This window comes from Streptomyces sp. NPDC059142, from assembly GCF_042755665.1.
GTDB lineage: Bacteria > Actinomycetota > Actinomycetes > Streptomycetales > Streptomycetaceae > Streptomyces.
The window spans coordinates 3237-27467 of the sequence record NZ_JBHZDA010000036.1 but is presented as its reverse complement, the minus strand read 5'-3'; the positions used below and the strand labels follow the sequence as shown (position 1 = coordinate 27467).

The 24231-nt window shown below is 71.0% G+C and carries 18 protein-coding genes; 12 read left to right on the top strand and 6 right to left on the bottom strand.

Features of this window, described 5'->3' with window-relative positions; genetic code table 11:
- Nucleotides 1–87 precede the first annotated feature (87 nt).
- The 4 genes from ACFXPK_RS15825 to mshC all read left to right on the top strand — a co-directional run bounded on the left by ACFXPK_RS15825 (nt 88) and on the right by mshC (nt 3819).
- Complete coding sequence (locus ACFXPK_RS15825; RefSeq protein WP_385075642.1) at nt 88–774, top strand: histidine phosphatase family protein; 687 nt, start codon at nt 88–90, stop codon at nt 772–774.
- Nucleotides 775–895: 121 nt separating this feature from the next.
- A complete protein-coding gene (locus ACFXPK_RS15820; RefSeq protein WP_384995298.1) occupies nt 896–1486 on the top strand; it encodes a DUF3090 domain-containing protein in 591 nt (196 codons plus the stop codon).
- The gene (locus ACFXPK_RS15815) at nt 1450–2451 is read left to right on the top strand and encodes an SCO1664 family protein (RefSeq protein WP_385075639.1); all 1002 of its coding nucleotides are present in this window, start codon (nt 1450–1452) and stop codon (nt 2449–2451) included. The genes ACFXPK_RS15820 and ACFXPK_RS15815 overlap by 37 nt, the downstream gene beginning before the upstream one ends.
- Nucleotides 2452–2589: 138 nt before the next feature.
- Nucleotides 2590–3819 carry a cysteine--1-D-myo-inosityl 2-amino-2-deoxy-alpha-D-glucopyranoside ligase gene (gene mshC, locus ACFXPK_RS15810; protein WP_384995303.1) on the top strand — a complete coding sequence of 410 codons (1230 nt, stop codon included), beginning with the start codon at nt 2590–2592 and terminating at the stop codon, nt 3817–3819.
- 100 nt (nt 3820–3919) lie between these two features.
- On the opposite strand, the gene ACFXPK_RS15805 is transcribed toward mshC, so the two are convergent.
- Nucleotides 3920–5005: a PAC2 family protein gene (locus ACFXPK_RS15805; RefSeq protein WP_384995306.1), complete on the bottom strand. Its 1086-nt coding sequence runs from the start codon at nt 5003–5005 to the stop codon at nt 3920–3922.
- Between the two features lie 329 nt (nt 5006–5334).
- Between ACFXPK_RS15805 and ACFXPK_RS15800 the strand changes: the two genes are divergently transcribed.
- From ACFXPK_RS15800 to ACFXPK_RS15780, 5 genes are all read left to right on the top strand, one after another.
- Nucleotides 5335–6654 carry an enolase C-terminal domain-like protein gene (locus ACFXPK_RS15800; protein WP_384995309.1) on the top strand — a complete coding sequence of 440 codons (1320 nt, stop codon included), beginning with the start codon at nt 5335–5337 and terminating at the stop codon, nt 6652–6654.
- Complete coding sequence (locus tag ACFXPK_RS15795) at nt 6651–7427, top strand: SDR family NAD(P)-dependent oxidoreductase (protein ID WP_385075634.1); 777 nt, start codon at nt 6651–6653, stop codon at nt 7425–7427. The genes ACFXPK_RS15800 and ACFXPK_RS15795 overlap by 4 nt, the downstream gene beginning before the upstream one ends.
- 169 nt (nt 7428–7596) lie before the next feature.
- Nucleotides 7597–8673 (top strand): sugar ABC transporter substrate-binding protein, encoded by a 1077-nt coding sequence (locus ACFXPK_RS15790; RefSeq protein WP_384995315.1) that lies wholly within the window; start codon nt 7597–7599, stop codon nt 8671–8673.
- 2 nt (nt 8674–8675) lie between these two features.
- Nucleotides 8676–10364, top strand: a complete 1689-nt coding sequence (locus ACFXPK_RS15785) for a sugar ABC transporter ATP-binding protein (protein ID WP_385075631.1) — start codon at nt 8676–8678, stop codon at nt 10362–10364.
- A complete protein-coding gene (locus tag ACFXPK_RS15780) occupies nt 10361–11389 on the top strand; it encodes an ABC transporter permease (RefSeq protein ID WP_384995319.1) in 1029 nt (342 codons plus the stop codon). The genes ACFXPK_RS15785 and ACFXPK_RS15780 overlap by 4 nt, the downstream gene beginning before the upstream one ends.
- 126 nt (nt 11390–11515) lie before the next feature.
- Here ACFXPK_RS15780 and ACFXPK_RS15775 read toward each other — a convergent pair whose 3' ends face one another.
- The 5 genes from ACFXPK_RS15775 to ACFXPK_RS15755 all read right to left on the bottom strand — a co-directional run bounded on the left by ACFXPK_RS15775 (nt 11516) and on the right by ACFXPK_RS15755 (nt 17373).
- Nucleotides 11516–12187 carry a FadR/GntR family transcriptional regulator gene (locus tag ACFXPK_RS15775; protein WP_384995321.1) on the bottom strand — a complete coding sequence of 224 codons (672 nt, stop codon included), beginning with the start codon at nt 12185–12187 and terminating at the stop codon, nt 11516–11518.
- 156 nt (nt 12188–12343) lie between these two features.
- Complete coding sequence (locus tag ACFXPK_RS15770) at nt 12344–13954, bottom strand: FAD-dependent oxidoreductase (protein WP_384995324.1); 1611 nt, start codon at nt 13952–13954, stop codon at nt 12344–12346.
- A gap of 53 nt (nt 13955–14007) precedes the next feature.
- Nucleotides 14008–15555, bottom strand: coding sequence for a glycerol kinase GlpK (gene glpK, locus ACFXPK_RS15765; RefSeq protein ID WP_384995327.1), 1548 nt, complete (start codon nt 15553–15555; stop codon nt 14008–14010).
- Nucleotides 15556–15588: 33 nt separating this feature from the next.
- Nucleotides 15589–16380, bottom strand: a complete 792-nt coding sequence (locus ACFXPK_RS15760; RefSeq protein ID WP_385075626.1) for an MIP/aquaporin family protein — start codon at nt 16378–16380, stop codon at nt 15589–15591.
- 228 nt (nt 16381–16608) lie between these two features.
- Nucleotides 16609–17373 carry an IclR family transcriptional regulator gene (locus ACFXPK_RS15755; protein ID WP_385075623.1) on the bottom strand — a complete coding sequence of 255 codons (765 nt, stop codon included), beginning with the start codon at nt 17371–17373 and terminating at the stop codon, nt 16609–16611.
- A 243-nt stretch (nt 17374–17616) separates the two neighbouring features.
- Here ACFXPK_RS15755 and metH point away from each other — a divergent pair, with 243 nt between their 5' ends.
- From metH to ACFXPK_RS15740, 3 genes are all read left to right on the top strand, one after another.
- Complete coding sequence (gene metH, locus ACFXPK_RS15750; RefSeq protein WP_384995335.1) at nt 17617–21126, top strand: methionine synthase; 3510 nt, start codon at nt 17617–17619, stop codon at nt 21124–21126.
- Between the two features lie 172 nt (nt 21127–21298).
- Complete coding sequence (locus ACFXPK_RS15745; RefSeq protein WP_384995338.1) at nt 21299–22012, top strand: HAD family hydrolase; 714 nt, start codon at nt 21299–21301, stop codon at nt 22010–22012.
- Nucleotides 22013–22504: 492 nt separating this feature from the next.
- Nucleotides 22505–24103 (top strand): ABC transporter substrate-binding protein, encoded by a 1599-nt coding sequence (locus tag ACFXPK_RS15740; protein WP_384995340.1) that lies wholly within the window; start codon nt 22505–22507, stop codon nt 24101–24103.
- The last annotated feature ends 128 nt before the right edge of the window (nt 24104–24231 follow it).

Genomic DNA, 24231 nt, shown 5'->3' with positions numbered 1-24231 from the left:
CCGGCGACGGCCGCATCCCCCCGGTGCCACGGGTGAGCGGGTCCGGTGGACCGGTGCGCTGTCGTACCGACCGCCTACCCTTGCGGCATGGCCACGTTGATCCTCGTACGTCATGGACGGTCCACCGCCAACACCGCGGGGCTGCTCGCCGGCTGGACACCCGGCATCGCCCTGGACGAGCGGGGCGCCGCACAGGCCGCCGCGCTGCCCGGACGGCTCGGGGACATCCCGCTCGCCGCCGTCGTCAGCAGCCCGCTGCAACGGTGCCGGGAGACCCTCCAGCCGCTGCTGGACGCCCGCCCGGAGCTCGGGATACGGACCGACGACCGGATCGGTGAGTGCCACTACGGCGACTGGTCCGGACGCAAGCTGGCCGAACTGGCCGACGAGCCCCTGATGCAGGTCGTGCAGCAGCACCCCTCCGCCGCCGTCTTCCCCGGCGGCGAGTCGATGGCCGCGATGCGGGCCCGCGCCGTCGAGGCGGTCCGGGAGTGGAACGCGCGGATCGACGAGGAGCACGGGGAGGACGCCGTCTTTCTGATGTGCTCCCACGGCGACATCATCAAGGCGATCGTCGCGGACGCCCTCGGGATGCATCTCGACCTTTTTCAGCGGATCCATGTCGATCCGTGCTCCTTGACCGCCGTCCGTTACACCCGGTTGCGCCCGTTTGTGCTGCGCCTCGGGGACACCGGCGATCTCGCGGGACTGGCGCCGCGCGTGAGCGCGGGCGGCGGCGACGGCGTGGTGGGGGGCGGCGCGGGAGCACCGTGATCGCTCCGCGCAGTAGGGTGGACGGGCCGTCCGCGCGATCCGGGCGGCCCTCCCGGGCCCCGGGTCCGCCCGATGCTCTTTTCCCAGTGCCCTTTCCGACGATTTCCGAGGGAGACAGAACGTGTCCCGTCAGGTGTTCCTCTACGATCCACCGGACCGTTTCGTGGCCGGTACGGTCGGCCTGCCTGGACGCCGTACGTTCTTCCTCCAGGCGTCCGCCTCAGGGCGTGTGACCAGCGTCGCCCTGGAGAAGACGCAGGTCGCCGCGCTCGCCGAGCGGATCGACGAACTGCTGGACGAGGTGGTCCGGCGTACCGGCGGCAACGCCCCCGTACCGGCCATGGCGCCCTCGGAGATCACCGACTCCGCCCCGCTCGACGCCCCGGTCGAGGAGGAGTTCCGGGTCGGCACGATGGCGCTGGCGTGGGACGGTGACGAACAGCGCATGATCGTCGAGGCGCAGGCCCTCGTCGAGCTGGACGCCGACACCGACGAGGACCTGGCCGAGGCCGAGGAGCGGCTGCTCCAGGACGAGGAGAACGGCCCGCCGATGCTCCGCGTCCGGCTCTCCGGCGCCCAGGCCAGGGCCTTCGCCAAGCGCGCCCTGGACGTGGTCAACGCGGGCCGCCCGCCCTGCCCGCTGTGCAGCCTGCCGCTCGACCCGGAAGGACACGTATGCCCGCGCCAGAACGGATACCGGCGGGACGCGTGACCGCGCCCGCGGCCGGTCCCGCCGCCCCGGGACCCGCCGGTGACGGCCGGGACGGACCGGGCCCGTCCGACCGGGAGCTGATCGCCCACGGTGAGCTGACGGTACGCGGCCGGATCCGCGAGGCGTCCAACGCCGTGCTCTACTGCTCCGTCTCCTACCGGGGGCGGACGGCCCACTGCGTCTACAAGCCCGTCGCGGGCGAGCGGCCCCTGTGGGACTTCCCCGACGGGACCCTCGCGCAGCGCGAGGTGGCGGCGTACGAGGTCTCCGAGGCGACCGGCTGGGGGCTCGTCCCGCCGACGGTCCTGCGCGAGGGACCGTACGGCGAGGGCATGTGCCAGCTCTGGATCGAAGTCGAGGACCAGCCCGAGGGCGAGCCCGGGACCGACGCCGCGGTCGGTGCCACGGCGGGCGGCCACGCGGAGGGCGCCACGGCGGACGGCCACGCGGACGACGGTACGACGGACGGAGTGGGGCCCGTGGCCCCGCTGCTGGCCCTCGTCGAGGACGACGAACCCGGCGAGGGGTGGAAGGCCGTCGGCTCCGCCGAGGTGGGCGAGGGCCGGACCGCACTGCTGGTGCACGCCGACGACCCGCGGCTGCGGCGCCTCGCCGTCCTGGATGCGGTGATCAACAACGGTGACCGCAAGGGGGGCCATCTGCTGCCCGCGCCCGGCGGCCGGCTCTACGCCATCGACCACGGCGTCACCTTCAACGTGGACGACAAGCTCCGTACCCTCCTCTGGGGCTGGGCCGGTGAGCCCCTGACCGGCGAGGCGCTGGAGGTGCTCGCCCGGCTGGCGGACGCCCTCGCGGACGGCGGCCCCCTCGCCACCCGGCTGGCCGAACTCATCACCCCGGCCGAGACCGACGCCGTACGGGCCAGAATCCGTGAGCTGCGCCACACAGGCCGTCACCCCGAACCGTCGGGGCAGTGGCCCGCGATCCCCTGGCCGCCGGTGTGACACCGGGGACGGCCCCTCCGAGGCCGTCCCTGACCGTCCCCGTGAAGCACGCGGGGACGGATCGCGCAAGAGCGCCCAACCGGCCAATGGCGGGTATCCGGTTCGTATCCGGAAGTTCCGTCCGGTTACGCTCATGACATGCATGCCTGGCCCGCTTCCGAGGTCCCCGCCCTGCCTGGCAAGGGCCGCGACCTCAGGATTCATGACACGTCGACCGATGGCCGAGTCACCCTTGAGCCCGGTCCCGTCGCCCGTATCTACGTCTGCGGCATCACGCCGTACGACGCGACCCACATGGGTCACGCGGCGACCTACAACGCGTTCGACCTCGTGCAGCGCGTGTGGCTCGACACGAAGCGGCAGGTCCACTACGTCCAGAACGTGACCGATGTCGACGACCCGCTGCTGGAGCGGGCGCAGCGCGACGGGGAGGACTGGGTCGGGCTCGCGGAGCGCGAGACGGCCCTCTTCCGCGAGGACATGACCGCCCTGCGGATGCTGCCGCCCCAGCACTACATCGGCGCCGTCGAGGCGATACCGGGCATCGTGCCGCTGGTGGAACGGCTGCGCGACGCCGGCGCCGCGTACGAACTCGAAGGCGACACCTACTTCTCCGTGGCGGCCGATCCGCACTTCGGCGAGGTCTCCCGGCTGGACGCCGAGGCGATGCGGCTGCTGTCGGCCGAGCGCGGCGGCGACCCGGACCGGCCGGGCAAGAAGAACCCCCTCGACCCGATCCTCTGGCTGGCGGCCCGCCCCGGCGAGCCGAGCTGGGACGGCGGCTCGCTGGGCCGCGGCCGGCCCGGCTGGCACATCGAGTGCGTGGCCATCGCCCTCGACCACCTCGGCATGGGCTTCGACGTCCAGGGCGGCGGCAGCGACCTCGCCTTCCCGCACCACGAGATGGGCGCCTCGCACGCGCAGGCCCTCACCGGCGAACACCCGTTCGCGCGGGCCTATGTGCACGCGGGCATGGTCGCCCTGGACGGCGAGAAGATGTCCAAGTCCAAGGGCAATCTCGTCTTCGTCTCGGCGCTGCGCCGCGACGGCGTGGACCCGGCGGCGATCCGGCTCGCCCTGCTCGCGCACCACTACCGCTCCGACTGGGAGTGGACGGACCAGGTCCTCCAGGACGCCGTCGACCGGCTGGCGCGCTGGCGGGCCGCGGTGTCGCGGCCCGACGGACCGTCGGCCGGGGCGCTGGTCGAAGAGGTCCGCGAGGCACTGTCGGACGATCTGGACGCCCCCACCGCGCTGGCGGCCGTCGACCGCTGGGCGGCGCTCCAGGCCGCCACGGGCGGGACGGACGAGGGCGCGCCCGGCGTGGTCTCCCGTACGGTCGACGCCCTGCTGGGCGTCGCTCTCTGACGGACCGTACGCACACGGTACGAAGCACGCACACGGTATGAAGAAGGAGGGCGGCGCCGACCGGCGCCGCCCTCCTTCTTCTTCCGTCGGCCGACGGCGGTCAGTCCTCGGACGAACCGTCGTCGTCGCCCTTGTCCCGCTCCTGGTCCTGGTCCTTCGCGGAAGGATCCGAGGTGTCCGAAGTGCCGGAGGGACCCGGGCCCTTCTCCTTCTCCTTGTCCGTGGCGCCGCCGGCCCCGCCGCGCGGTGGCCGCTGCGGACGGGCACGGCCGCCGGACGCGTCCCGCAGGTATGAGGGACCGTCACCGCTCTCCGTGGCGTGGCCGCCCGGCGCCGCCCCGGGACCGCCGTCCCGGCGCCGCAGATACCGCTCGAACTCCCGGGCGATCGCCTCGCCGGACGCCTCCGGAAGCTCCGCGGTGTCCCGCGCCTCCTCCAGCGACTGGACGTACTCCGCCACCTCGCTGTCCTCGGCGGCCAGTTGGTCCACCCCGAGCTGCCAGGCCCTGGCGTCCTCGGAGAGTTCGCCCAGCGGGATCCGCAGACCGATCAGGTCCTCCAGCCGGTTGAGCAGCGCCAGCGTCGCCTTCGGGTTGGGCGGCTGCGACACGTAGTGCGGTACGGCGGCCCACAGGCTCACCGCCGGCACGCCCGCGTGCGTGCACGCCTCCTGGAGGATGCCGACGATGCCGGTCGGCCCCTCGTACCGCGTCTCCTCCAGATCCATCGTCCTGGCCAGGTCCGCGTCCGAAGTGACCCCGCTGACCGGCACCGGCCGGGTGTGCGGGGTGTCGCCGAGCAGCGCGCCCAGGATGACCACCATCTCCACGCCCAGCTCATGGGCGAAGCCCAGCAGCTCGTTGCAGAACGAGCGCCAGCGCATGGACGGCTCGATGCCGCGGACCAGTACCAGGTCCCGGGGCTTCTCACCGCCGACGCGCACCACGGAGAGCCGGGTGGTCGGCCAGGTGATCTTGCGCAGGCCGCCCTCCAGGAAGACCGTGGGCCGGTTGACCTGGAAGTCGTAGTAGTCCTCGGCGTCGAGCGCCGCGAAGACCTCGCCCTTCCACTCCCGGTCCAGATGACCCACCGCTGTGGAGGCGGCGTCGCCCGCGTCGTTCCAGCCCTCGAACGCGGCCACCATGACCGGGTCGATCAGCTCGGGAACCCCCTCGAGCTCGATCACCCAGTGCCTCCTTCCGAAGTTGCCACTTGTACGCACCAACCTTACGACTTCACCGATGCCCGCCCGCAGCCCTGTGCACGCTCCGCGCACGCCCGGGTGAACCTGGGGTCCTGCGTTTGGATCTTGTCGGACGCGGCCGGAAAGTCCCGTCCGCGCCACCGGGCGGTGTGCGGAGCGTATCCGGATTCCCTCGGATACCTCTTGGACGCCCCCGTCGATTCATCCGAGCTGTGGCCAGGAATTGACGCCGCACTCTGGACGTGCGGACCACAATGACGCTATACATCGGATGACTGAAGAGATCCGATGTTCTTCTCAAAGGGGCGTGCATGAGCCAGACCGTCACGGGGTTCGAGGTACACGACATCCGGTTCCCCACCTCGGAACAGCTCGACGGCTCCGATGCCATGAACCCCGACCCCGACTACTCCGCCGCCTACGTGGTGCTGCGTACCCAGGACGGCGCCGAGGGACACGGCTTCTGCTTCACCATCGGGCGCGGCAACGACGTCACCGCCGCCGCCATCGAGGCGCTGCGGCCCTATCTCACCGGCAGACCGGCGCCGCTCACCGCGGCCGATCTCGGGGCTCTCTACTTCGAGCTGACCCACGACTCCCAACTGCGCTGGCTCGGCCCCGAGAAGGGCGTCATGCACATGGCCGCGGGCGCCGTCGTCAACGCCGCCTGGGACCTGGCCGCCAAGAGCGCGGGACTGCCCGTCTGGGAGTTCCTCGCCGGGATGACGCCCGAGGAACTGGTCTCGCTCGTCGACTTCCGCTACCTCACCGACGCCCTCACGCCCGACGACGCGCTGGCCATCCTGCGCGCCGCGGAGCCCGGTCGCGCCGAGCGGACCGCCCTGCTCCGCGCCGAGGGCTACCCCGCGTACACCACCTCGCCCGGCTGGCTCGGCTACTCCGACAGCAAGCTGGTCGCCCTCGCGGAACAGGCCGTCGCCGACGGGTTCGAGCAGATCAAGCTCAAGGTCGGCGGCGATCTGGCCGACGACGTCCGCCGCATGAAGCTGGCCCGCGCGGCCGTCGGCCCCGCCGTCCGGATCGCCGTCGACGCCAACCAGCGCTGGGACGTGCCCGAGGCGCTGCACCGGCTGTCCGCCCTCGCCCCCTACGACCCGCACTGGATCGAGGAGCCCACCAGCCCCGACGACATCCTCGGCCACGCCGCCGTACGGGCGGGCCAGCCGGTCAAGGTGGCCACCGGCGAACACGTCGCCAACCGGGTCGTCTTCAAGCAGCTCCTCCAGGCCGACGCCGTCGACTACGTCCAGATCGACGCCGCCCGCGTCGCCGGGGTCAACGAGAACCTGGCGATCCTGCTGCTCGCCGCGCACTACGGCGTCCCCGTCTGCCCGCACGCCGGCGGCGTCGGCCTCTGCGAACTCGTGCAGCACCTCGCGATGTTCGACTACGTCGCCGTCTCCGGCACGCGGGAGGGCCGGGTCATCGAGTACGTCGACCACCTCCACGAGCACTTCGCCGACCCCGTGGTGATCGTCTCAGGACGGTACGCCGCCCCGGCCGCGCCGGGCTTCTCCGCCCGGATGCTCCCCGAGTCGATCGCCGCGCACCGCTACCCGGACGGGCCCGTCTGGCAGGCCCGCCGCACCACCGAGGAGGTCACCTCATGACGGCCGCACGCGACTTCGACGGGCTCTGCGCCCTGGTCACCGGTGGCGCTTCGGGCATCGGCGCGGCCATCGCGGCCCTGCTCCTGGAGCGCGGCGCCCGGGTCGCCGTACTGGACCGGGAGACGGCGGGGGCGCCCGCCGGGACCCTGCCGCTGACGGCCGACGTCACCGACGACGCGGCGGTGAAGGCGGCGGTCGACGCGGCGGCGGCCGAGTTCGGCGCCCTGCACACCCTCGTCTCCAACGCGGGCATCGGCGCGGTCGGCACCGTCGAGGACAACGCCGACGACGAATGGGCCCGCGTCCTGGACGTCAACGTCCTCGGAATGGTCCGTACGGCCCGGCACGCCCTGCCCCATCTGCGCCGCGCGGCCCCCGGCCGGCCCGGCGCCGTCTCCATCACCCACACCTGCTCCATCGCCGCCACGGCGGGGCTGCCCCAGCGCGCCCTGTACTCCGCGAGCAAGGGCGCGATCCTCTCGCTGACCCTGGCGATGGCCGCCGACCACGTACGGGAGGGCATCCGCGTCAACTGCGTCAACCCCGGTACCGCCGACACCCCCTGGGTCGGCCGGCTGCTCGACCAGGCGCCGGACCCCGCGGCCGAACGCGCCGCCCTCGAAGCGCGCCAGCCCACCGGACGGCTGGTCGGCGCCGACGAGGTCGCCGCGGCGGTCGCCTATCTCGCGGGCCCGGCCGCGGCGGCCGTCACCGGAACGGCGCTCGCCGTCGACGGCGGAATGCAGGGACTCCGCCTGCGCCCCGCCCCCTGAGAAAGCGGCCTCCTGAGAAAGCGGCCCCCTGAGGAAGCGGCCTCCTGAGAACGCCGCCCGAGAAAGCTCTCCTCTGAGAAAGCTCCCCCGAGAAGGCGTTCCCCGAGAAAGCGCCCCCTGAGAACAGCGCATCCCGCACGCACACCGAAGGGACAAGGACGGGACTTCCATGCCGGGACACACCGTGGGGCGCTCCCCACTCCGCAGACCCCGTACGGCCACCACCTCGGCCTGCGCCTTATTACTCGTCGCGGTGGCGGCCCTGACGGGCTGCAACCGGGACCAGGAGGCGGGAAAGGGGAGCGGCGGCACGGTCGGCATCGATCTGCCGCGCAGCGACAGCGACTTCTGGAACTCCTACCAGCAGTACATCGAGAAGGGCGTCAAGGCCGGTGACGTCCGCGCGCTCCCGCTGACCAACTCGCAGAACGACATCGGGAAACTCGTCTCCAACGTCCAGGTCTTCACCGACCAGGGCGCCAAGGCCGTCGTCATGGCCCCGCAGGACACCGGCGCGATCGCCGAGACCCTGCGGACGCTCGCCGGGAAGAAGATCCCCGTCATCAGCGTCGACACCCGCCCCGACCAGGGCGAGGTGTACATGGTCGTACGGGCCGACAACCGCGCGTACGGCGAGAAGGCCTGCACGTTCCTGGGCGAGCGGCTGAAGGGCAAGGGGAAGGTCGCCGAGTTCCAGGGCGACCTCGCCTCGATCAACGGCCGGGACCGCTCCGAGGCGTTCAAGAGCTGCATGACCCGCGAGTACCCCGGTATCCGCGTCTTCGAGCTGGCCACCGAGTGGAAGGGCGACGTCGCCTCCGCCAAGCTCCAGTCCACCCTCGCCGCCCACCCCGACCTGGGCGGCATCTACCTCCAGGCGGGCGGGGTCTTCCTCCAGCCCACCCTGGCGCTGCTCGAACAGAAGAAGCTGCTCAAGGCGCCGGACGCGCCGGGCCACATCGCGATCGTCTCCAACGACGGCATCCCCGAGGAACTGGACGCCATCCGGGCCGGGAAGATCGACGCCACGGTCTCGCAGCCCGCCGACCTGTACGCCTCCTACGCGCTGTACTGGGCGAAGCGGGCGCTGGCCGGCGAGAAACCCGAGGCAGGACCCACCGACCACGGCTCCACGGTCATCAGGATCCCGGGCGGCTTCGAGGACCAGCTCCCCGCGCCCCTGGTGACCAAGGAGAACGTGGACGACCCGAAGCTGTGGGCCAACCAGCTCGACGCGGGGGAGTAGCCGTGGCCCCGCGGAACGCGCCTCCCGACGCCGGGCCCGCCGCCCCCGCCGCTCCGCCGCCCGCTGTACGGGCCGAGGGCATCGTCAAACGCTTCGGGCCCACCCTCGCCCTCGACGGGGTCGGGATCACGGTCGGCCCCGGCGAGTCGCACGCCCTGGTCGGCCGCAACGGCGCGGGCAAGTCCACCCTGGTCGGCGTCCTGACCGGGGTGCACAGGGCCGACGCGGGCGAGGTGCGCTTCGGCGGCGCGCCCGCGCCGGCCGCCGGGGACACCGCCGCCTGGCGGACCCGGGTCGCCTGTGTCTACCAGCGGCCCATGATCGTGCCCGATCTGACCGTCACCGAGAACCTCTTCCTCAACCACTACGGCCTGCCGGGTCCCCGGACCGGGCCCGGCGGACGCCGCCTCATCGACTGGCGCGGGCTGCGCCGCCGTGCCGGGGACCTGCTCGCGGAGTACGGCGTCGAGGCCGACCCGGACGCCCGCGCCAAGGATCTCCCGGTCGAGCAGCGCCAGTTCGTGGAGATCGCGCGGGCCCTCTCCTTCGGCGCCCGGCTGATCGTCCTCGACGAGCCGACCGCGCAGCTCGACGCCCGCGGCATCCAGCGGCTCTTCGTCAAACTCCGTGAACTGAGCGGCCAGGGGGTGGCGTTCCTCTTCATCTCCCACCATCTCCAGGAGGTGTACGACCTGTGCGCCACCGTCACCGTCTACCGGGACGCCCGCCATGTGCTGACCGCCCCGGTCGCCTCGCTCGCCCGTACGGAACTGGTGGCCGCGATGACGGGGGACGCCGCGCGGACCGCCGCGGGCCGGCCGGCCCGCCGCCCGGACGCGCCGGACCCGGCGGACGAGCCACCCGTCCTGGAGGTCCGCGGACTCGCCCTCGCCGGGGAGTTCGGGCCGCTGGACCTCGCCGTGCACCCCGGTGAGGTGCTCGGCGTCGCGGGCGCCGCGGCCGGCGGCACCACCGCCCTCGGCGAGACCCTGGCCGGGATGCGGGCACCGACCGCCGGCCGGATCGCCGTGCGCGGCCGTACGGTACGGCCGGGCAGCGTCCCCGCCGCGCTGGACGCGGGCATCGGGTACATCCCCGAGGACCGGCACCGTCAGGGGCTGATCCCCGACCGCAGCGTCGCGGAGAACGCCACCCTCACGGTGACCGGCCGGCTCGGCCCGTGGGGGACCGTACTGCCCGCGCGGACCAGGGAGTTCGCCCAGTCCATGATCGACTCACTGGACATCAGGACACGCGGCCCCGGGCAGCCGGTCTCCGGTCTGTCGGGCGGCAACCAGCAGAAGGTCGTCGTCGCCCGCGCCCTCGCGCGCGACCCCGGCGCGCTGATCGCCGTACGGCCCACCGCCGGAGTCGACGTCAAGTCCAAGGACGCGCTGCTCGGCGTGGTGCGCGGGGTGGCCGACGGGGGCCGCGCCGCCGTGATCATCTCCGACGAGCTGGACGATCTGCGGGTGTGCGACCGGGTGCTCGCGGTGTTCCACGGGCATGTGGTGGCCTCGTTCGGGAGCGACTGGACCGACCGGGAGCTGGTGGCGGCCATGGAAGGCGTGCACGGGACGGACGGCGGCGCGGCGGACCGTACCGACGACGTGGCGGACCGTACCGACGACTCGGCGGACCGTACGGACGACTCGGCGGACCGTACGGACGACATGGGGGAGCGGGGATGACGCAGACCGTACGGACCGGGGCGGTGGCGCCCGTCGAGGAGACGAGCCCGCTCCACCGGCTCCGGCTGATCCGGTGGAGCGACTTCTCGCTCGTCCCGGTGATCCTGGTGCTGATGGTGATCGGCTTCATCGTCTCGCCGGTCTTCCTCACCTCCGGCAATCTGATCAGCGTCGTCCAGCAGTCCTCCGAACTGAGCCTGCTGGTGCTCGGCCAGGCGCTGATCCTGATCTGCGGCCGGATGGACCTGTCGCTGGAGTCGACGATCGGGATCGCGCCCGTCCTCGCGATGTGGCTGGTGCTCCCCTCGGAGGGCGGCCGGTTCGCCGGGCTCGACCTGCTGCCCGTCTGGGCGGCCGTACCGGTCTGTCTGCTGGCCGGGGTGGCGATCGGCGGGATCAACGGCTTCCTCATGCTGAAGCTGCGCGTCAACGGCTTCATCGCCACGCTCGGCATGCTCACCATGTTGCGCGGACTTCACATCGGGATCACCGAGGGCAAGTCGATCACCGAGGTGCCGGAGTCCTTCCGGTACCTCGGCAAGACCGACTGGCTGGGCGCCCCGGCCGCCGTCTGGATCTGTCTGGCGCTCTTCGCGCTGGGCGGCGCGGCGCTGGCCTGGCTGCGTCACGGGCGGGCGCTGTACGCGATCGGCGGCAACCCGGAGGCGGCGCGCGCCGCCGGGATCCGGGTGGACCGCGTCACCTGGGTCGTGCTGGCCATCGGCGGGCTGCTGGCGGCGTTCGCCGGCATCCTCTACACCGGCCACTACGGCTCGGTCGCGGCCACCCAGGGCAACGGCTGGATCTTCCAGGTGTTCGCGGCGGCGGTCATCGGCGGCATCAGCCTCCGGGGCGGGCGCGGCACGCTCTTCGGCGCGCTGACGGGGGTGCTCACCCTGCAACTCGTGGTCAACGTGATGACGCTCGGCGGGGTACCGGCGCTCTGGAACCAGTTCCTGAACGGCGCCATCATCATCGTCGCCCTGGTGATCTCCCGCTTCGCGAGCGGCGAGAAGCAGGACTAGGGGCTTTCGCACCGGGGCACGCGAGCCCGGCACGATCCAAACGGGAGGCCCCGGCGGGAACGCCCGGCACGATCCAAACGGGAGGCCCCGGCGGGAACGGACCGCCCGCCCGCCGCCGGGGCGGCGTCAGAGCGTCGACCTGAGCCACATCTCCACGCTCGCGATATGGACCGTGGCCCAGGACCTGGCCGCCTCGGCGTCCCGGTCGCGCAGGGCGGAGAGGATCGCCCGGTGCTCGTGGAGCGTACGGCTGACGGCGTCCTCCTGGGTCAGCCCGCGCCAGATCCTGGCCCGGGTGGTGGGCCCGGAGAGCCCGTCGAGAAGGGAGCAGAGCACCGCGTTGCCCGACTGCCGCACGATGCCGTGGTGGAACTCCAGGTCGGCGGCGACCAGTTCCTCCACGGAGGGCTCCGGGCCGAGGGCGTCGAGCTGGGCGTCGAGCGCGTCCAGCTCCTCCTCGGTGATCCGGGTGCTCGCCATCGCGGTGGCGGCCGGTTCGAGTATCCGGCGTACGGCGAGGAACTCCAGCACGGTGTCGTCCCGGTGGAAGTCCACCACGAAGCTCAGCGCCTCCAGCAGGAGCTGCGGGGCCAGGCTGGTCACGTACGTACCGTCGCCCTGCCGCACGTCGAGGATCCGGATGAGCGACAGGGCGCGCACCGCCTCGCGCAGGGAGTTGCGGGAGAGCCCCAGCTCGGCCGCGAGTTCACTCTCCTTGGGCAGCCGGTCGCCCGGGCGCAGCGCGCCCGAGACGATCATCCCCTTGATCCGCTCGATGGCCTCGTCGGTGACAGCCATGGGGCACCCCTCCAGACATCCGATGTATCGGCCCCCATTATGCGTCCCGGAACGCCCGCCGGGCGCACGAAAAGGGACGCATCCGGAAAGGACGCGTCCCTCTCCCGCCCACGCGTCGCACGAATGTGCTGATGCGTGGCGGTGCCGGCCGTACGGTCAGGCCCGCTTGCCCAGCAGATCCTCCACCCGGGCGCGGATCTCGTCCGTGTCCAGGCCGCGGATGGTCAGCGTGGTGCGCCGGCGCAGTACGTCGTCGACGGTCTGGGCCCACTCGTGGTCCCGGGCGTAGACGACCTGCGCCCAGATCTCCGGCGCGTCCGGGTGGATCCGCTCGGCCAGCTCCGGGTACTCGTTCGCCAGCCGCACGATGTCGAAGGCGAGCGAGCCGTAGTGGGTGGCGAGATGGCGCGCGGTGTCCACGGCCATCGAGGGCCCCGTACCGCCGCCGTCGATCAGCAGCCGGTGCGCGACCGCGTTCGGGCTGGCGATCCCGGGCAGCGGGAGCTTCTTGGGCAGGTGCGAGACCGGCTCCATGCCCTCGCCGAGCGGGTGGCCCGGCAGGGTCGCCAGCTTGTGCATCACCGTACGGCCGATGTGGCGGAAGGTCGTCCACTTGCCGCCCGCGACCGAGAGCATGCCGGCCCGGCCCTCGGTCACGACCGTCTCGCGCTTGGCCTTGGAGGTGTCCCCGGGGCCGCCGGGCAGCACCCGCAGACCAGCGAAGGAGTACGTGATCAGGTCGCGCGAGAGCTGCTGGTCACGGACGGAGTAGGCCGCCTCGTCCAGGATCTGGTGGATGTCCTTCTCGTTGACCGCGACATCCCCGGGCTCGCCCTCGTACTCCTCGTCGGTCGTGCCGAGCAGCAGCATGTCCTCCCAGGGGAGGGCGAAGGTGATGCGGTACTTGTCGATGGGGGTGGCCAGCGCGGCCTTCCACGGGGAGCTGCGCTTGAGGACGAGGTGCGCGCCCTTCGAGAGGCGGATGGAGGGCGCCGCGTCCGGGTTCTCCATCTTCCGCAGGTGGTCGACCCAGGGGCCGGTCGCGTTGAGCACCAGCCGGGCGTCGACGCCGAACTCCGTACCGTCGATCCGGTCGCGCAGCTCGGCGCCGGTGACCCGGCCCTGGGTGAAGCGCAGCCCGGTGACCGTGGCGTGGTTGAGGACGGTGGCGCCGGAGTCGACCGCCGCGCGGACGGTCATCAGCGCCATCCGCGCGTCGTTCATCTGGTCGTCGCCGTAGACGGCCACGGCCTTGAGGTTGTCCGTACGCAGCTCGGGCACGGCCTGGCGGGCCTTGGCCGGGCTGATCACATGGCCGACGCCGTCGCCGAACGCGGAGAGCGCGGAGTAGGCGAAGACGCCCGCGCCGAGCTTGGCCGCGCCGTGCGGGCCGCCCTTGTAGACCGGCAGGTAGAAGGTGAGCGGGTTGGCCAGGTGCGGTGCCACCTGGCGGGAGACCGCCCGCCGCTCGAAGTGGTTCTCCGCGACGAGCTTCACCGCGCCGGTCTGGAGGTAGCGCAGACCGCCGTGGAGGAGCTTGGAGGAGGCGGACGAGGTGGCGCCGGCGAAGTCGCCGCCGTCCACCAGGGCCACCCGCAGTCCCGACTGGGAGGCATGCCAGGCGGTGGAGATGCCCAGAATGCCGCCGCCTATCACCAGGAGGTCGTACGTCGCGTTGGACAGTTGTTCCCGGGTTTCGGCACGGCTCGGCAGCGAACCGCCGGCCGGGTGCGTCCCCAGTGCGGGGACGCTGTGCGGGGTGCTCATGAGTAACTCCTCTTCAGCTCGTCCCGGCTCGTACGCCGGTGGCTGTGGTGCGGTCAGCTTGCGTCGTCGACGTCGAGCCAGCCCTTGGTCCGCTCGACGGCCTTGAGCCAGCTCTTGTACTCGCGGTCACGGGTGGCCGCGTCCATCCGGGGTGTCCACTCGGCGGCCCGGCGCCAGTTGGCGCGCAGAGCGTCGGTGTCCGGCCAGAAGCCCACGGCCAGTCCTGCGGCGTAGGCGGCGCCGAGGCAGGTGGTCTCGGCGACCATCGGGCGCACCACGGGTGCGTCGAGGACGTCGGAGAGCGTCTGCATCAGCAGGTTGTTGGAGGTCATGCCGCCGTCGACCTTGAGCGAGGTCAGCTCGACGCCGGAGTCCTTGGTCATGGCGTCGCTGATCTCGCGGGTCTGCCACGCCGTGGCCTCCAGCACCGCGCGGGCGATGTGGGCCTTGGTGACGTAGCCGGTCAGCCCGGCGATGACACCGCGGGCGTCGGGCCGCCAGTGCGGGGCGAAGAGCCCGGAGAAGGCGGGCACGAAGTACGCGCCGCCGTTGTCGTCGACCGAGGACGCCAGGGTCTCGATCTCGGCCGCGGACTTGATCAGGCCCATCTGGTCGCGCATCCACTGCACCAGCGAGCCGGTGACGGCGATGGAGCCCTCCAGCGCGTACACGGCGGGCTCGTCCCCGATGCGGTAGCCGACCGTGGTCAGCAGTCCGTTGTACGAGTTGACGGGCTTGCCGGCGGTGTTCATCAGCATGAAGGTGCCGGTGCCGTACGTGGACTTGGCCTCGCCCTCGGCGAAACAGGTCTGGCCGAAGAGGGCCGCCTGCTGGTCACCGAGCGCGGAGGCGACCGGGATGCCGTCGAGGACGCCGCCCTTGGTGGTGCCGTACACCTCGGCGGAGGAGCGGATCTCCGGCAGGATCGCGGCCGGGACCTTCATCGACTCCAGGATCTTGGCGTCCCACTTGAGGGTGTGCAGGTTCATCAGCATCGTGCGGGAGGCGTTGGTGACGTCGGTGACGTGCACCCCGCCGTCGGTACCGCCGGTCAGATTCCAGATGACCCAGGAGTCCATGGTGCCGAAGAGGATGTCGCCGCGCTCGGCGCGCTCGCGCAGCCCCTCGACGTTGTCCAGCAGCCAGCGCGCCTTCGGCCCGGCGAAGTAGCTGGCCAGCGGCAGCCCGGTCTCGCGGCGGAAGCGGTCCTGGCCGACGTTGCGGCCCAGCTCGCGACAGAGCGCGTCGGTACGGGTGTCCTGCCAGACGATGGCGTTGTGGACGGGCTCGCCGGTGTTCTTGTCCCACAGCAGCGTGGTCTCGCGCTGGTTGGTGATGCCGATGGCCTTGACGTCGGCGGAGGTGATCCCCGCCTTCTCGACGGCGCGGGCCACGACCTCCTGGACGTTGGTCCAGATCTCGGTGGCGTTGTGCTCCACCCAGCCCGGCTTCGGGAAGATCTGCTCGTGCTCCTTCTGGTCGACGGAGACGATCCGGCCGTCCCGGTCGAAGACGATGCAGCGGCTGGAGGTGGTGCCCTGGTCGATGGCCGCGATGAACGGTCCTGCGCCGTGGGAGGAGGTGGTGTTCGTGTCGCTCACGGTGTGCTCCTGCTCGGTTCGGGGAAAGGTGGCTTACGCGAGGGCCAAGTTGTAATACCCACCGGCCAGCACGGCGCCGATCAGCGGGCCGACGACCGGTATCCAGGCGTAGCTCCAGTCCGAGCCGCCCTTGTTGGGCAGAGGCAGGAGCGCGTGCACGATACGGGGACCGAGGTCACGGGCCGGGTTGATGGCGTACCCCGTCGGGCCGCCGAGCGAGAGACCGATGGCGACCACGACGAAGGCGGTGATCAGCACACCGAGGGTGCCGAGTCCGTTGCCCGAGTCGTTCAGGCCCTGGGTGAGGATCGCGATGACCAGCACAAAGGTGGCGATGATCTCCGTCAGTACGTTCTGCAGGACGTTGCGGACCTCGGGGCCCGTGGAGAAGACGCCGAGTGTGGGGCCGGCCTTGGGGGCCGTCTTCTGGTCGACGAGCCCTTCGACCGCGGGCTGCGCCGCCAGGATCTCCGGGTCGGTGAGATGAGCCTTGAACTGGCCCAGGTAGGCCACCCAGACGAGGAAGGCGCCGATCATCGCGCCCAGCATCTGGGAGCCGATGTACAGCGGCACATCGCCCCACTTGACGCCGCCCTCGACCGCGAGGCCGATGGTGACGGCCGGGTTGAGGTGGGCCCCGGAGATCGGTGTGGCGAGATACGCGCCGACCATGACGGCGAAGCCCCAGCCGAAGCTGACCGCGACCCATCCCGCGTCCCGCGCCTTCGAGCGCTTGAGAGTGACTGCGGCGACCACACCGCCACCGAGCAGGATCAGCAGGGCCGTGCCTGTGGTTTCGCCTATGAAGATGTCGTAGTTGGACACCCGAGACTCCTTCGTCCAGGGGGAGGCGGAACCTCCGGTTCGCACCGGTGGTTCGTGCCGTCGGATGAGGGCGTTACCTTCCGGTGGCGCTGTCACACACTAACTCGTATTACCGGTAAGTGTTCGACAATGCCGACCGATGAACGGCAGTTTTCTCCTTCGGGCAACGCGCCGTCAAGGGTGCTGTGGCCGAAACCTCGCTCCTATGGCGATGATCGGGCATCCCGCTCAGAACCGCCCGGCGCCGATGTCCCGGGAAACCGCCCGCGCGCACTCGCGTACCGCCGTCACCAGCTCGGACCTGACCTCTCCCGTGGGGCAGATCCGTTCCACCGCGCCGGTGATCGCGATCGCCCCGACCGGCATCCTGCGCCGGTCGTGGATGGGCGCCGCCACCGCCGCCACGCCCTCCCAGGTCTCCTCGACGTCGTCGGCCCAGCCGCGCGCCCTGGTCAGATCGAGCACCGCCTCGAACTCCGCCAAACCGGTGACCGTCCGGGGGGTGAAGGCCGTGCGCTCGCTCTCGACGGCCTCGGTGTGCGCCACCGGGTCGTACGCCGAGATCACCTTGCCCAGCGCGGTGGAGTGCATCGGCTGCATCGCCCCCACCTCCAGGACCTGCCGGCTGTCGTCGGGGCGGAAGACGTGGTGGACGATGAGCACGCCCTGCTGGTGCACCACCCCGAGATGGACGCTCTCACCGCTGGAGCGGGCCAGGTCGTCCGTCCAGACCAGGGCGCGCGCCCGCAGCTCGTGCACGTCCAGATAGCTGTTCCCCAGCCGCAGCAGCGCGGCGCCGAGCTGGTAGCGGCCCGACGCGGCGTCCTGCTCGACGAACCCCTCCGCCTGCAGCGTGCGCAGTATCCCGTGGGCCGTCCCCTTGGCCAGCCCCACGGAGGAGGCGATGTCGGACAGGCCGAGCCGCCGCTCGCCGCCCGCGAGCAGCCTCAGCATCGCCGCCGCCCGTTCCAGCGACTGGATGTTCTTCGGCATGGGCTCCAGACCTCCCCTTCCCTCACGTTCGACAATGCTGAACACTATCGGTCGATGCCGACCTTTTCTCTCCGGAGAGAGGATCTGTCAAGACCCGGCACACCGGATACCGCAGAGGACAGGATGCCGTCCGACCGCTGGGACGACGCACCGTGACGAGGCGCACCCGGCTACGCTGGCCGGGTGTGCCTGCCATCAGCACACGCAGAAGCCGACAGCCGTCGCAGCCCCGGGAGTACTTACATGGCCTCGTCGCCGACCCCCACCACCGACAGCCGGACCCGCACCGAAGCCCTCCGAGAGGCGCTCGCCACCCGTGTGGTGGTCGCCGACGGTGCGATGGGAACGATGCTCCAGGCGCAGGATCCGACCCTGGAGGACTTCCAGGATCTGGAAGGCTGCAACGAGATCCTCAACGTGACACGCCCGGACATCGTCCGCTCCGTGCACCAGGAGTACTTCGCCGTCGGTGTCGACTGCGTGGAGACCAACACGTTCGGCGCCAACCACTCGGCCGCGAACGAGTACGACATCGCCCACCGCATCGTGGAGCTGTCCGAGTCCGGCGCCCGCATCGCCCGCGAGGTCGCCGACGAGTTCACCGCCGAGGACGGCCGCCAGCGCTGGGTGCTCGGCTCGGTGGGCCCCGGCACCAAGCTGCCCTCGCTGGGCCACATCGAGTACGGCGTCCTGCGCGACGGCTACCAGAAGAACGCCGAGGGCCTGCTCGCGGGCGGCGCGGACGCCCTGATCGTGGAGACCACGCAGGACCTGCTCCAGACCAAGTCGAGCCTCATCGGCGCCCGCCGTGCGATGGACGCCCTGGGCGTGACCGTGCCGCTCATCTGTTCGCTCGCCTTCGAGACCACGGGCGTCATGCTCCTCGGCTCGGAGATCGGCGCGGCGCTCACCGCCCTGGAACCGCTCGGCATCGACCTCATCGGGCTGAACTGCTCCACCGGCCCGGCCGAGATGAGCGAGCACCTGCGCTATCTGGCCCGCCACTCGCGTACGCCGCTGATGTGCATGCCCAACGCCGGCCTGCCCGTCCTGACCAAGGACGGTGCCCACTTCCCCCTCGGCCCCGAGGGCCTGGCGGACGCGCAGGAAGCCTTCGTCAACGACTACGGGCTCTCCCTGATCGGCGGCTGTTGCGGGACGACGCCCGAGCACCTGCGGCAGGTCGTCGACCGGGCCCGTGGCCTCACCCCGGCCGTCCGCGAGCCGCGCCCCGAGCCGGGCGCCGCCTCGCTCTACCAGACCGTGCCCTTCCGCCAGGACGCCTCGTACCTCGCCATCGGCGAGCGCACCAACGCCAACGGGTCGAAGAAGTTCCGTGAGGCCATGCTGGAGGCCCGCTGGGACGACTGCGTGGAGATGGCCCGCGACCAGATCCGCGAGGGCGCCCACCTGCTCGACCTCTGTGTCGACTACGTCGGCCGGGACGGCGTCGCCGACATGTCCGAGCTGGCCGGCCGGTTCGCGACCGCCTCCACCCTGCCGATCGTGCTGGACTCCACCGAGCTGCCCGTGCTCCGGGCCGGTCTGGAGAAGCTCGGCGGGCGCGCCGTCATCAACTCGGTCAACTACGAGGACGGCGACGGCCCCGAGTCGCGCTTCGCCAAGGTCACCGAGCTGGCGGTCGAGCACGGCGCCGCGCTGATCGCGCTCACCATCGACGAGGAGGGCCAGGCCCGTACCGTCGAGCACAAGGTCGCCGTCGCCGAACGCCTGATCAACGACCTCACCACCAACTGGGGCGTGCACGAGTCGGACATCCTCATCGACTGCCTCACCTTCACCATCTGCACCGGGCAGGAGGAGTCGCGGGGCGACGGCATCGCCACCATTGAGGCCATCCGCGAGCTGAAGAGCCGTCACCCCGAGGTCCAGACGACCCTCGGGCTGTCGAACATCTCCTTCGGCCTCAACCCGGCCGCCCGTATCGTGCTCAACTCCGTCTTCCTGGACGAGTGCGTCAAGGCCGGTCTGGACTCCGCGATCGTCCACGCCTCGAAGATCCTGCCCATCGCCCGGCTGGACGAGGAGCAGGTCAAGGTCGCCCACGACCTGATCCACGACCGGCGCTCCGAGGGGTACGACCCGCTCCAGCGGCTCATGGAGCTGTTCGAGGGCGTCAACACCACGTCGATGAAGGCCGGCCGGGCCGAGGAACTCCTCGCCCTGCCGCTGGACGAGCGCCTCCAGCGCCGCATCATCGACGGCGAGAAGAACGGTCTGGAGACCGACCTCGACGAGGCGCTTCAGACCCGTCCGGCGCTCGACATCGTCAACGACACGCTGCTGGAGGGCATGAAGGTCGTCGGCGAGCTGTTCGGCTCCGGCCAGATGCAGCTGCCGTTCGTCCTCCAGTCCGCCGAGGTCATGAAGACGGCGGTGGCCTATCTGGAGCCGCACATGGAGAAGACGGACGCCGAGGGGAAGGGCACCATCGTGCTCGCCACCGTCCGCGGCGACGTCCACGACATCGGCAAGAACCTCGTCGACATCATCCTCTCCAACAACGGCTACAACGTGGTCAACCTGGGCATCAAGCAGCCCGTCGCCGCGATCCTGGACGCCGCCGAGGAGCACCGGGCCGATGTCATCGGCATGTCCGGGCTGCTGGTGAAGTCGACCGTGATCATGAAGGAGAACCTGGAGGAGCTGAACCAGCGCAGCATGGCGGCCGACTACCCGGTCATCCTCGGCGGCGCCGCGCTCACCCGGGCCTACGTCGAACAGGACCTGCACGAGATCTACCAGGGCGAGGTCCGCTACGCCCGCGACGCGTTCGAGGGCCTGCGCCTGATGGACGCGCTGATCGCCGTCAAGCGCGGCGTCCCCGGCGCCACGCTCCCGGAGCTGAAGCAGCGCCGCGTCAAGGCGACCACCAACACGGTGGTGGAGGAGCGTCCCGTGGAGGGCGCGGCCCGCTCGGACGTCGCCGTCGACAACCCCGTGCCCACGCCGCCGTTCTGGGGCACCCGCGTCGTCAAGGGCATCCAGCTCAAGGAGTACGCCTCCTGGCTGGACGAGGGCGCGCTCTTCAAGGGGCAGTGGGGGCTCAAGGAGGCCCGCAAGGGCGGCCCCAGCTACGAGGAACTGGTCGAGAGCGAGGGCCGGCCCCATCTGCGCGGCTGGCTGGACCAGTTGCAGACCAGGAACCTGCTGGAGGCGGCCGTCGTCTACGGCTACTTCCCCTGCGTCTCCAAGGGCGACGACCTCATCCTGCTCGGTGAGGACGGCTCCGAGCGCACCCGCTTCACCTTCCCGCGCCAGCGCCGCGGCCGGCGTCTCTGCCTGGCGGACTTCTTCCGCCCGGAGGAGTCCGGCGAGACGGACGTCGTCGGCCTCCAGGTCGTCACCGTCGGCTCGAAGATCGGCGAGGCGACCGCGGAGCTGTTCGAGTCCAACTCCTACCGCGACTACCTCGAACTGCACGGGCTCTCCGTCCAGCTCGCCGAGGCGCTCGCCGAGTACTGGCACGCCCGGGTCCGCTCCGAGCTGGGCTTCGCCGGCGAGGACCCGTCCGAGGTCGAGGACATGTTCGCCCTGAAGTACCGGGGCGCCCGCTTCTCGCTCGGTTACGGCGCCTGCCCCGACCTGGAGGACCGCGCGAAGATCGCGGAGCTGCTGGAGCCCGAGCGGATCGGCGTACAGCTCTCGGAGGAGTTCCAGCTCCACCCCGAGCAGTCCACCGACGCCATCGTGATCCACCACCCCGAGGCGAAGTACTTCAACGCGCGCTGAGCCTCGCGGGACCCCCGGCCCCCGGCCCCGCCCCGGCCGGGGGAAACCGGGCGGCGCGCGCTCCGGACGAGTCGTACACTTGTCGGCCCAGCGCAGGCCGGTCGCCTGTCCCGGCGGGAATGCCCCGCAGGGAAGGTGACCGGCCTTCTCGTCCCTCATGGAGGTGTGCCGGATGACCAGTACGGTCCCCGCGTCCTTGACCCGAACGGCCGAGGGCTCCGCTCTTCAGGCGGTACTCCTCGACATGGACGGCACCCTGGTCGACACCGAGGGCTTCTGGTGGGACGCGGAGGTCGAGGTCTTCAAGGACCTCGGACACGTCCTCGACGAGGCATGGCGCGACGTGGTGGTCGGCGGTCCCATGAGCCGCAGCGCCGGCTTCCTGATCGAGGCCACCGGCGCCGACATCACCCTCGCCGAGCTGACCGTCCGGCTCAACGACGCCTTCGAGGACCTGATCGGACGCGGTGTCCCCCTGATGCCGGGCGCGCGCCGGCTGCTCACCGAACTGGCCGCGCACAAGGTGCCGACGGCCCTGGTCTCCGCCTCGCACCGGCGCATCATCGACCGCGTCCTGACCTCGCTGGGACCGGAGTTCTTCGCCCTCACCGTCGCGGGCGACGAGGTGCCCCGTACGAAGCCGCACCCCGACCCGTATCTGCTCGCCGCACGGGGTCTGGGCGCGGAGCCGGCGCGCTGCGCGGTCATCGAGGACACCGCCACCGGGGTGGCCGCCGCGGAGGCCGCCGGGTGCCGTGTGGTGGCCGTACCGTCCGTGGCTCCGATCGCCCCGGCCGACGGGAGAACCGTCGTGGGCTCGCTCGAAGAGGTGGACCTGGTATTCCTGCGTGCTCTGATGACGCACGGAGACCGACCCGTGCACTGAGCGTCGCGATGAAATGCGCCACGGGAACTCTCGGCATTGGCCCGGATATTTTCCGTCACTTCACGTGGCGCATTCATGATCCCCGCAAAAGGGTGGGGGAGTGACCTTTATCACCTTCCTGCTCATCGACAGGGGCGGGTGGTGCTGATCCATGGCTGTCCCTGGTGGGCCCCGCTGTGCGCATGTGTCCCGCTTTGGGGCGGCCCGGAGGAAAGGCGTCCCCGCCCCGATATCGACGCGCCGCTATTTCCGATCACTGTCCGATTGCGATTCCCTTCGGCCCGGGTCCGGCATTACCGGCGCGTCCGACTAATCTCGTCGCGAGCACTTCGCCGTATCAACGACGTGTCCCCGACGGCCACCAAGTCGCCATGTACACAGGACCGATCGCCCTGTATCCCGGCCCGATCGCACTGCCCCGACCGGGTGGAACGCGGCGGAGTCTCGTCAGCACCGCTGTATCTCAGTGCCGGATGAGGGAGTACGTCCAGGATGAACCGCAAGACTTTGGCGCTGTCGGCCGCGTTCGGCCTGCTTGTGCCCGTGCTCGCCGGTTGCGGGGGCTCGGACGGTGGCTCCGACGGCGGGAAGGCCATTGTCGTGGGCACCACGGACCAGTACATCGCCAACGAGGACGGCCCCGCACCCCTGGACCCGGCCTTCGCCTACGACACCGGTACCTGGAACGTCCTGCGCCAGGTCGTCCAGACGCTGGTCTCCGTCCCGCGCGGCGGCGGCCAGCCGGTACCTGACGCGGCGTCCGAGTGCGGCTTCACGGACCGTGCGAACGAGAGCTACCGCTGCACGCTGCGCGAGGGGCTCAAGTTCCCCGGGGGTGACGCGATCACCGCCGACGACGTGAAGTTCTCCATCCAGCGCGCCCTGGACATGAAGGGCGAGAACGGTGTCGGCACGCTGCTGGCCAACATCGACACGATGGAGTCCGACGGCGCCCGGCGGATCGTCTTCCACCTCAAGTCGCCCGACGCGACCTTCCCCTACAAGCTCACCACCCCGGTGGCCGGCATCCTCAGCGCCAAGGACTACCCGGCGAAGAAGGTCAGGACCGGCTTCGAGCTCAGCGGATCGGGCCCGTACACCCTGAAGACCGAGGTCAAGGACGACGCGGTCGTCAAGGCCGTCTTCACCAAGAACCCGGACTACAAGGGCAACGTCAAGCTCCAGAACGACAAGGTCGAGCTGCGGCCCTTCAAGACCCCCGACGACATGGGCAAGGCGCTCGACGCGGGGGACATCGACATGATGACCCGCGCCATGTCGCCCCAGCAGGTCCAGGGACTGATCGAGAAGCCCCGGGAGGACATCCAGCTCACCGAGATGCCCGGGCTGGAGATCCGCTACCTCGTATTCAACACCGAGACCCCGCTCGTCAAGGAGAAGGCGGTACGCCAGGCGATGGCGTACACCATCGACCGCGGTCAGCTCGTGACCAAGGCGTACGGCGCCATGGCCGAGCCGCTGTACTCGCTCGTCCCGTCGAGCGTGGCCACCCACACGAACCCGTTCTTCAACAAGTACGGCGACGGTGACGTGTCCAAGGCGGCGCAGCTCCTGGAGGCGGCGGGCGTCACCACGCCGGTGAAGCTGACGCTGGACTACACCACCGACCACTACGGCTCGGCCACGCAGAAGGAGTTCGAGACCCTCCGGGACCAGCTCAACGCCAGCAAGCTCTTCGATGTCGACATCAAGGGCACCGAGTGGTCCGAGTTCCGGCCGAACGGGAAGAAGGGCGAGTACACCGTCTACGGGATGGGCTGGTTCCCCGACTTCCCGGACCCGGACACCTACGTCGGTCCCTTCTTCGACCAGCCCAACTTCCTGAACAACCCGTACGACAACGCCAATATCCGCACCAAACTCCTCCCGGAGTCGCGGAAGCAGGCCGACCGCAGCGCGGCCACCAAGACGTTCGGTGAGATGCAGAACCTCGTCGCCGACGAGGTCCCCTTCCTGCCGCTCTGGCAGGGCAAGCAGTACGTGGCGTCCCGGACCGAGATCTCCGGCGTCGAGTGGGCGGTCAACTCCTCCGCCGAACTCCACCTGTGGGAGCTGGGCGAGGGCAACTGACCCGCCGGATCCACGGACGAGGGGGGGGGGGGGGGGGGGGCGGCCGCCCGGGGGGCGGGGGGTGCATAGTCGTGGAGGCCCACCCCCGCGCCCCGTACGGCGGCGCCCCGGGGGACCCGGGGCGGAGG

What these genes read in the sequence shown, in the direction of transcription:
- ACFXPK_RS15825 (WP_385075642.1), top strand. Translation starts at nt 88, where the DNA reads ATGGCCACGTTGATCCTCGTACGTCATGGACGGTCCACCGCCAACACC.
- ACFXPK_RS15815 (WP_385075639.1), top strand. Translation starts at nt 1,450, where the DNA reads ATGCCCGCGCCAGAACGGATACCGGCGGGACGCGTGACCGCGCCCGCG.
- mshC (WP_384995303.1), top strand. Translation starts at nt 2,590, where the DNA reads ATGCATGCCTGGCCCGCTTCCGAGGTCCCCGCCCTGCCTGGCAAGGGC.
- ACFXPK_RS15800 (WP_384995309.1), top strand. Translation starts at nt 5,335, where the DNA reads ATGAGCCAGACCGTCACGGGGTTCGAGGTACACGACATCCGGTTCCCC.
- ACFXPK_RS15795 (WP_385075634.1), top strand. Translation starts at nt 6,651, where the DNA reads ATGACGGCCGCACGCGACTTCGACGGGCTCTGCGCCCTGGTCACCGGT.
- ACFXPK_RS15790 (WP_384995315.1), top strand. Translation starts at nt 7,597, where the DNA reads ATGCCGGGACACACCGTGGGGCGCTCCCCACTCCGCAGACCCCGTACG.
- ACFXPK_RS15780 (WP_384995319.1), top strand. Translation starts at nt 10,361, where the DNA reads ATGACGCAGACCGTACGGACCGGGGCGGTGGCGCCCGTCGAGGAGACG.
- ACFXPK_RS15775 (WP_384995321.1), bottom strand. Translation starts at nt 12,187, where the DNA reads ATGGCTGTCACCGACGAGGCCATCGAGCGGATCAAGGGGATGATCGTC.
- ACFXPK_RS15770 (WP_384995324.1), bottom strand. Translation starts at nt 13,954, where the DNA reads ATGAGCACCCCGCACAGCGTCCCCGCACTGGGGACGCACCCGGCCGGC.
- ACFXPK_RS15755 (WP_385075623.1), bottom strand. Translation starts at nt 17,373, where the DNA reads ATGCCGAAGAACATCCAGTCGCTGGAACGGGCGGCGGCGATGCTGAGG.
- metH (WP_384995335.1), top strand. Translation starts at nt 17,617, where the DNA reads ATGGCCTCGTCGCCGACCCCCACCACCGACAGCCGGACCCGCACCGAA.
- ACFXPK_RS15745 (WP_384995338.1), top strand. Translation starts at nt 21,299, where the DNA reads ATGACCAGTACGGTCCCCGCGTCCTTGACCCGAACGGCCGAGGGCTCC.
- ACFXPK_RS15740 (WP_384995340.1), top strand. Translation starts at nt 22,505, where the DNA reads ATGAACCGCAAGACTTTGGCGCTGTCGGCCGCGTTCGGCCTGCTTGTG.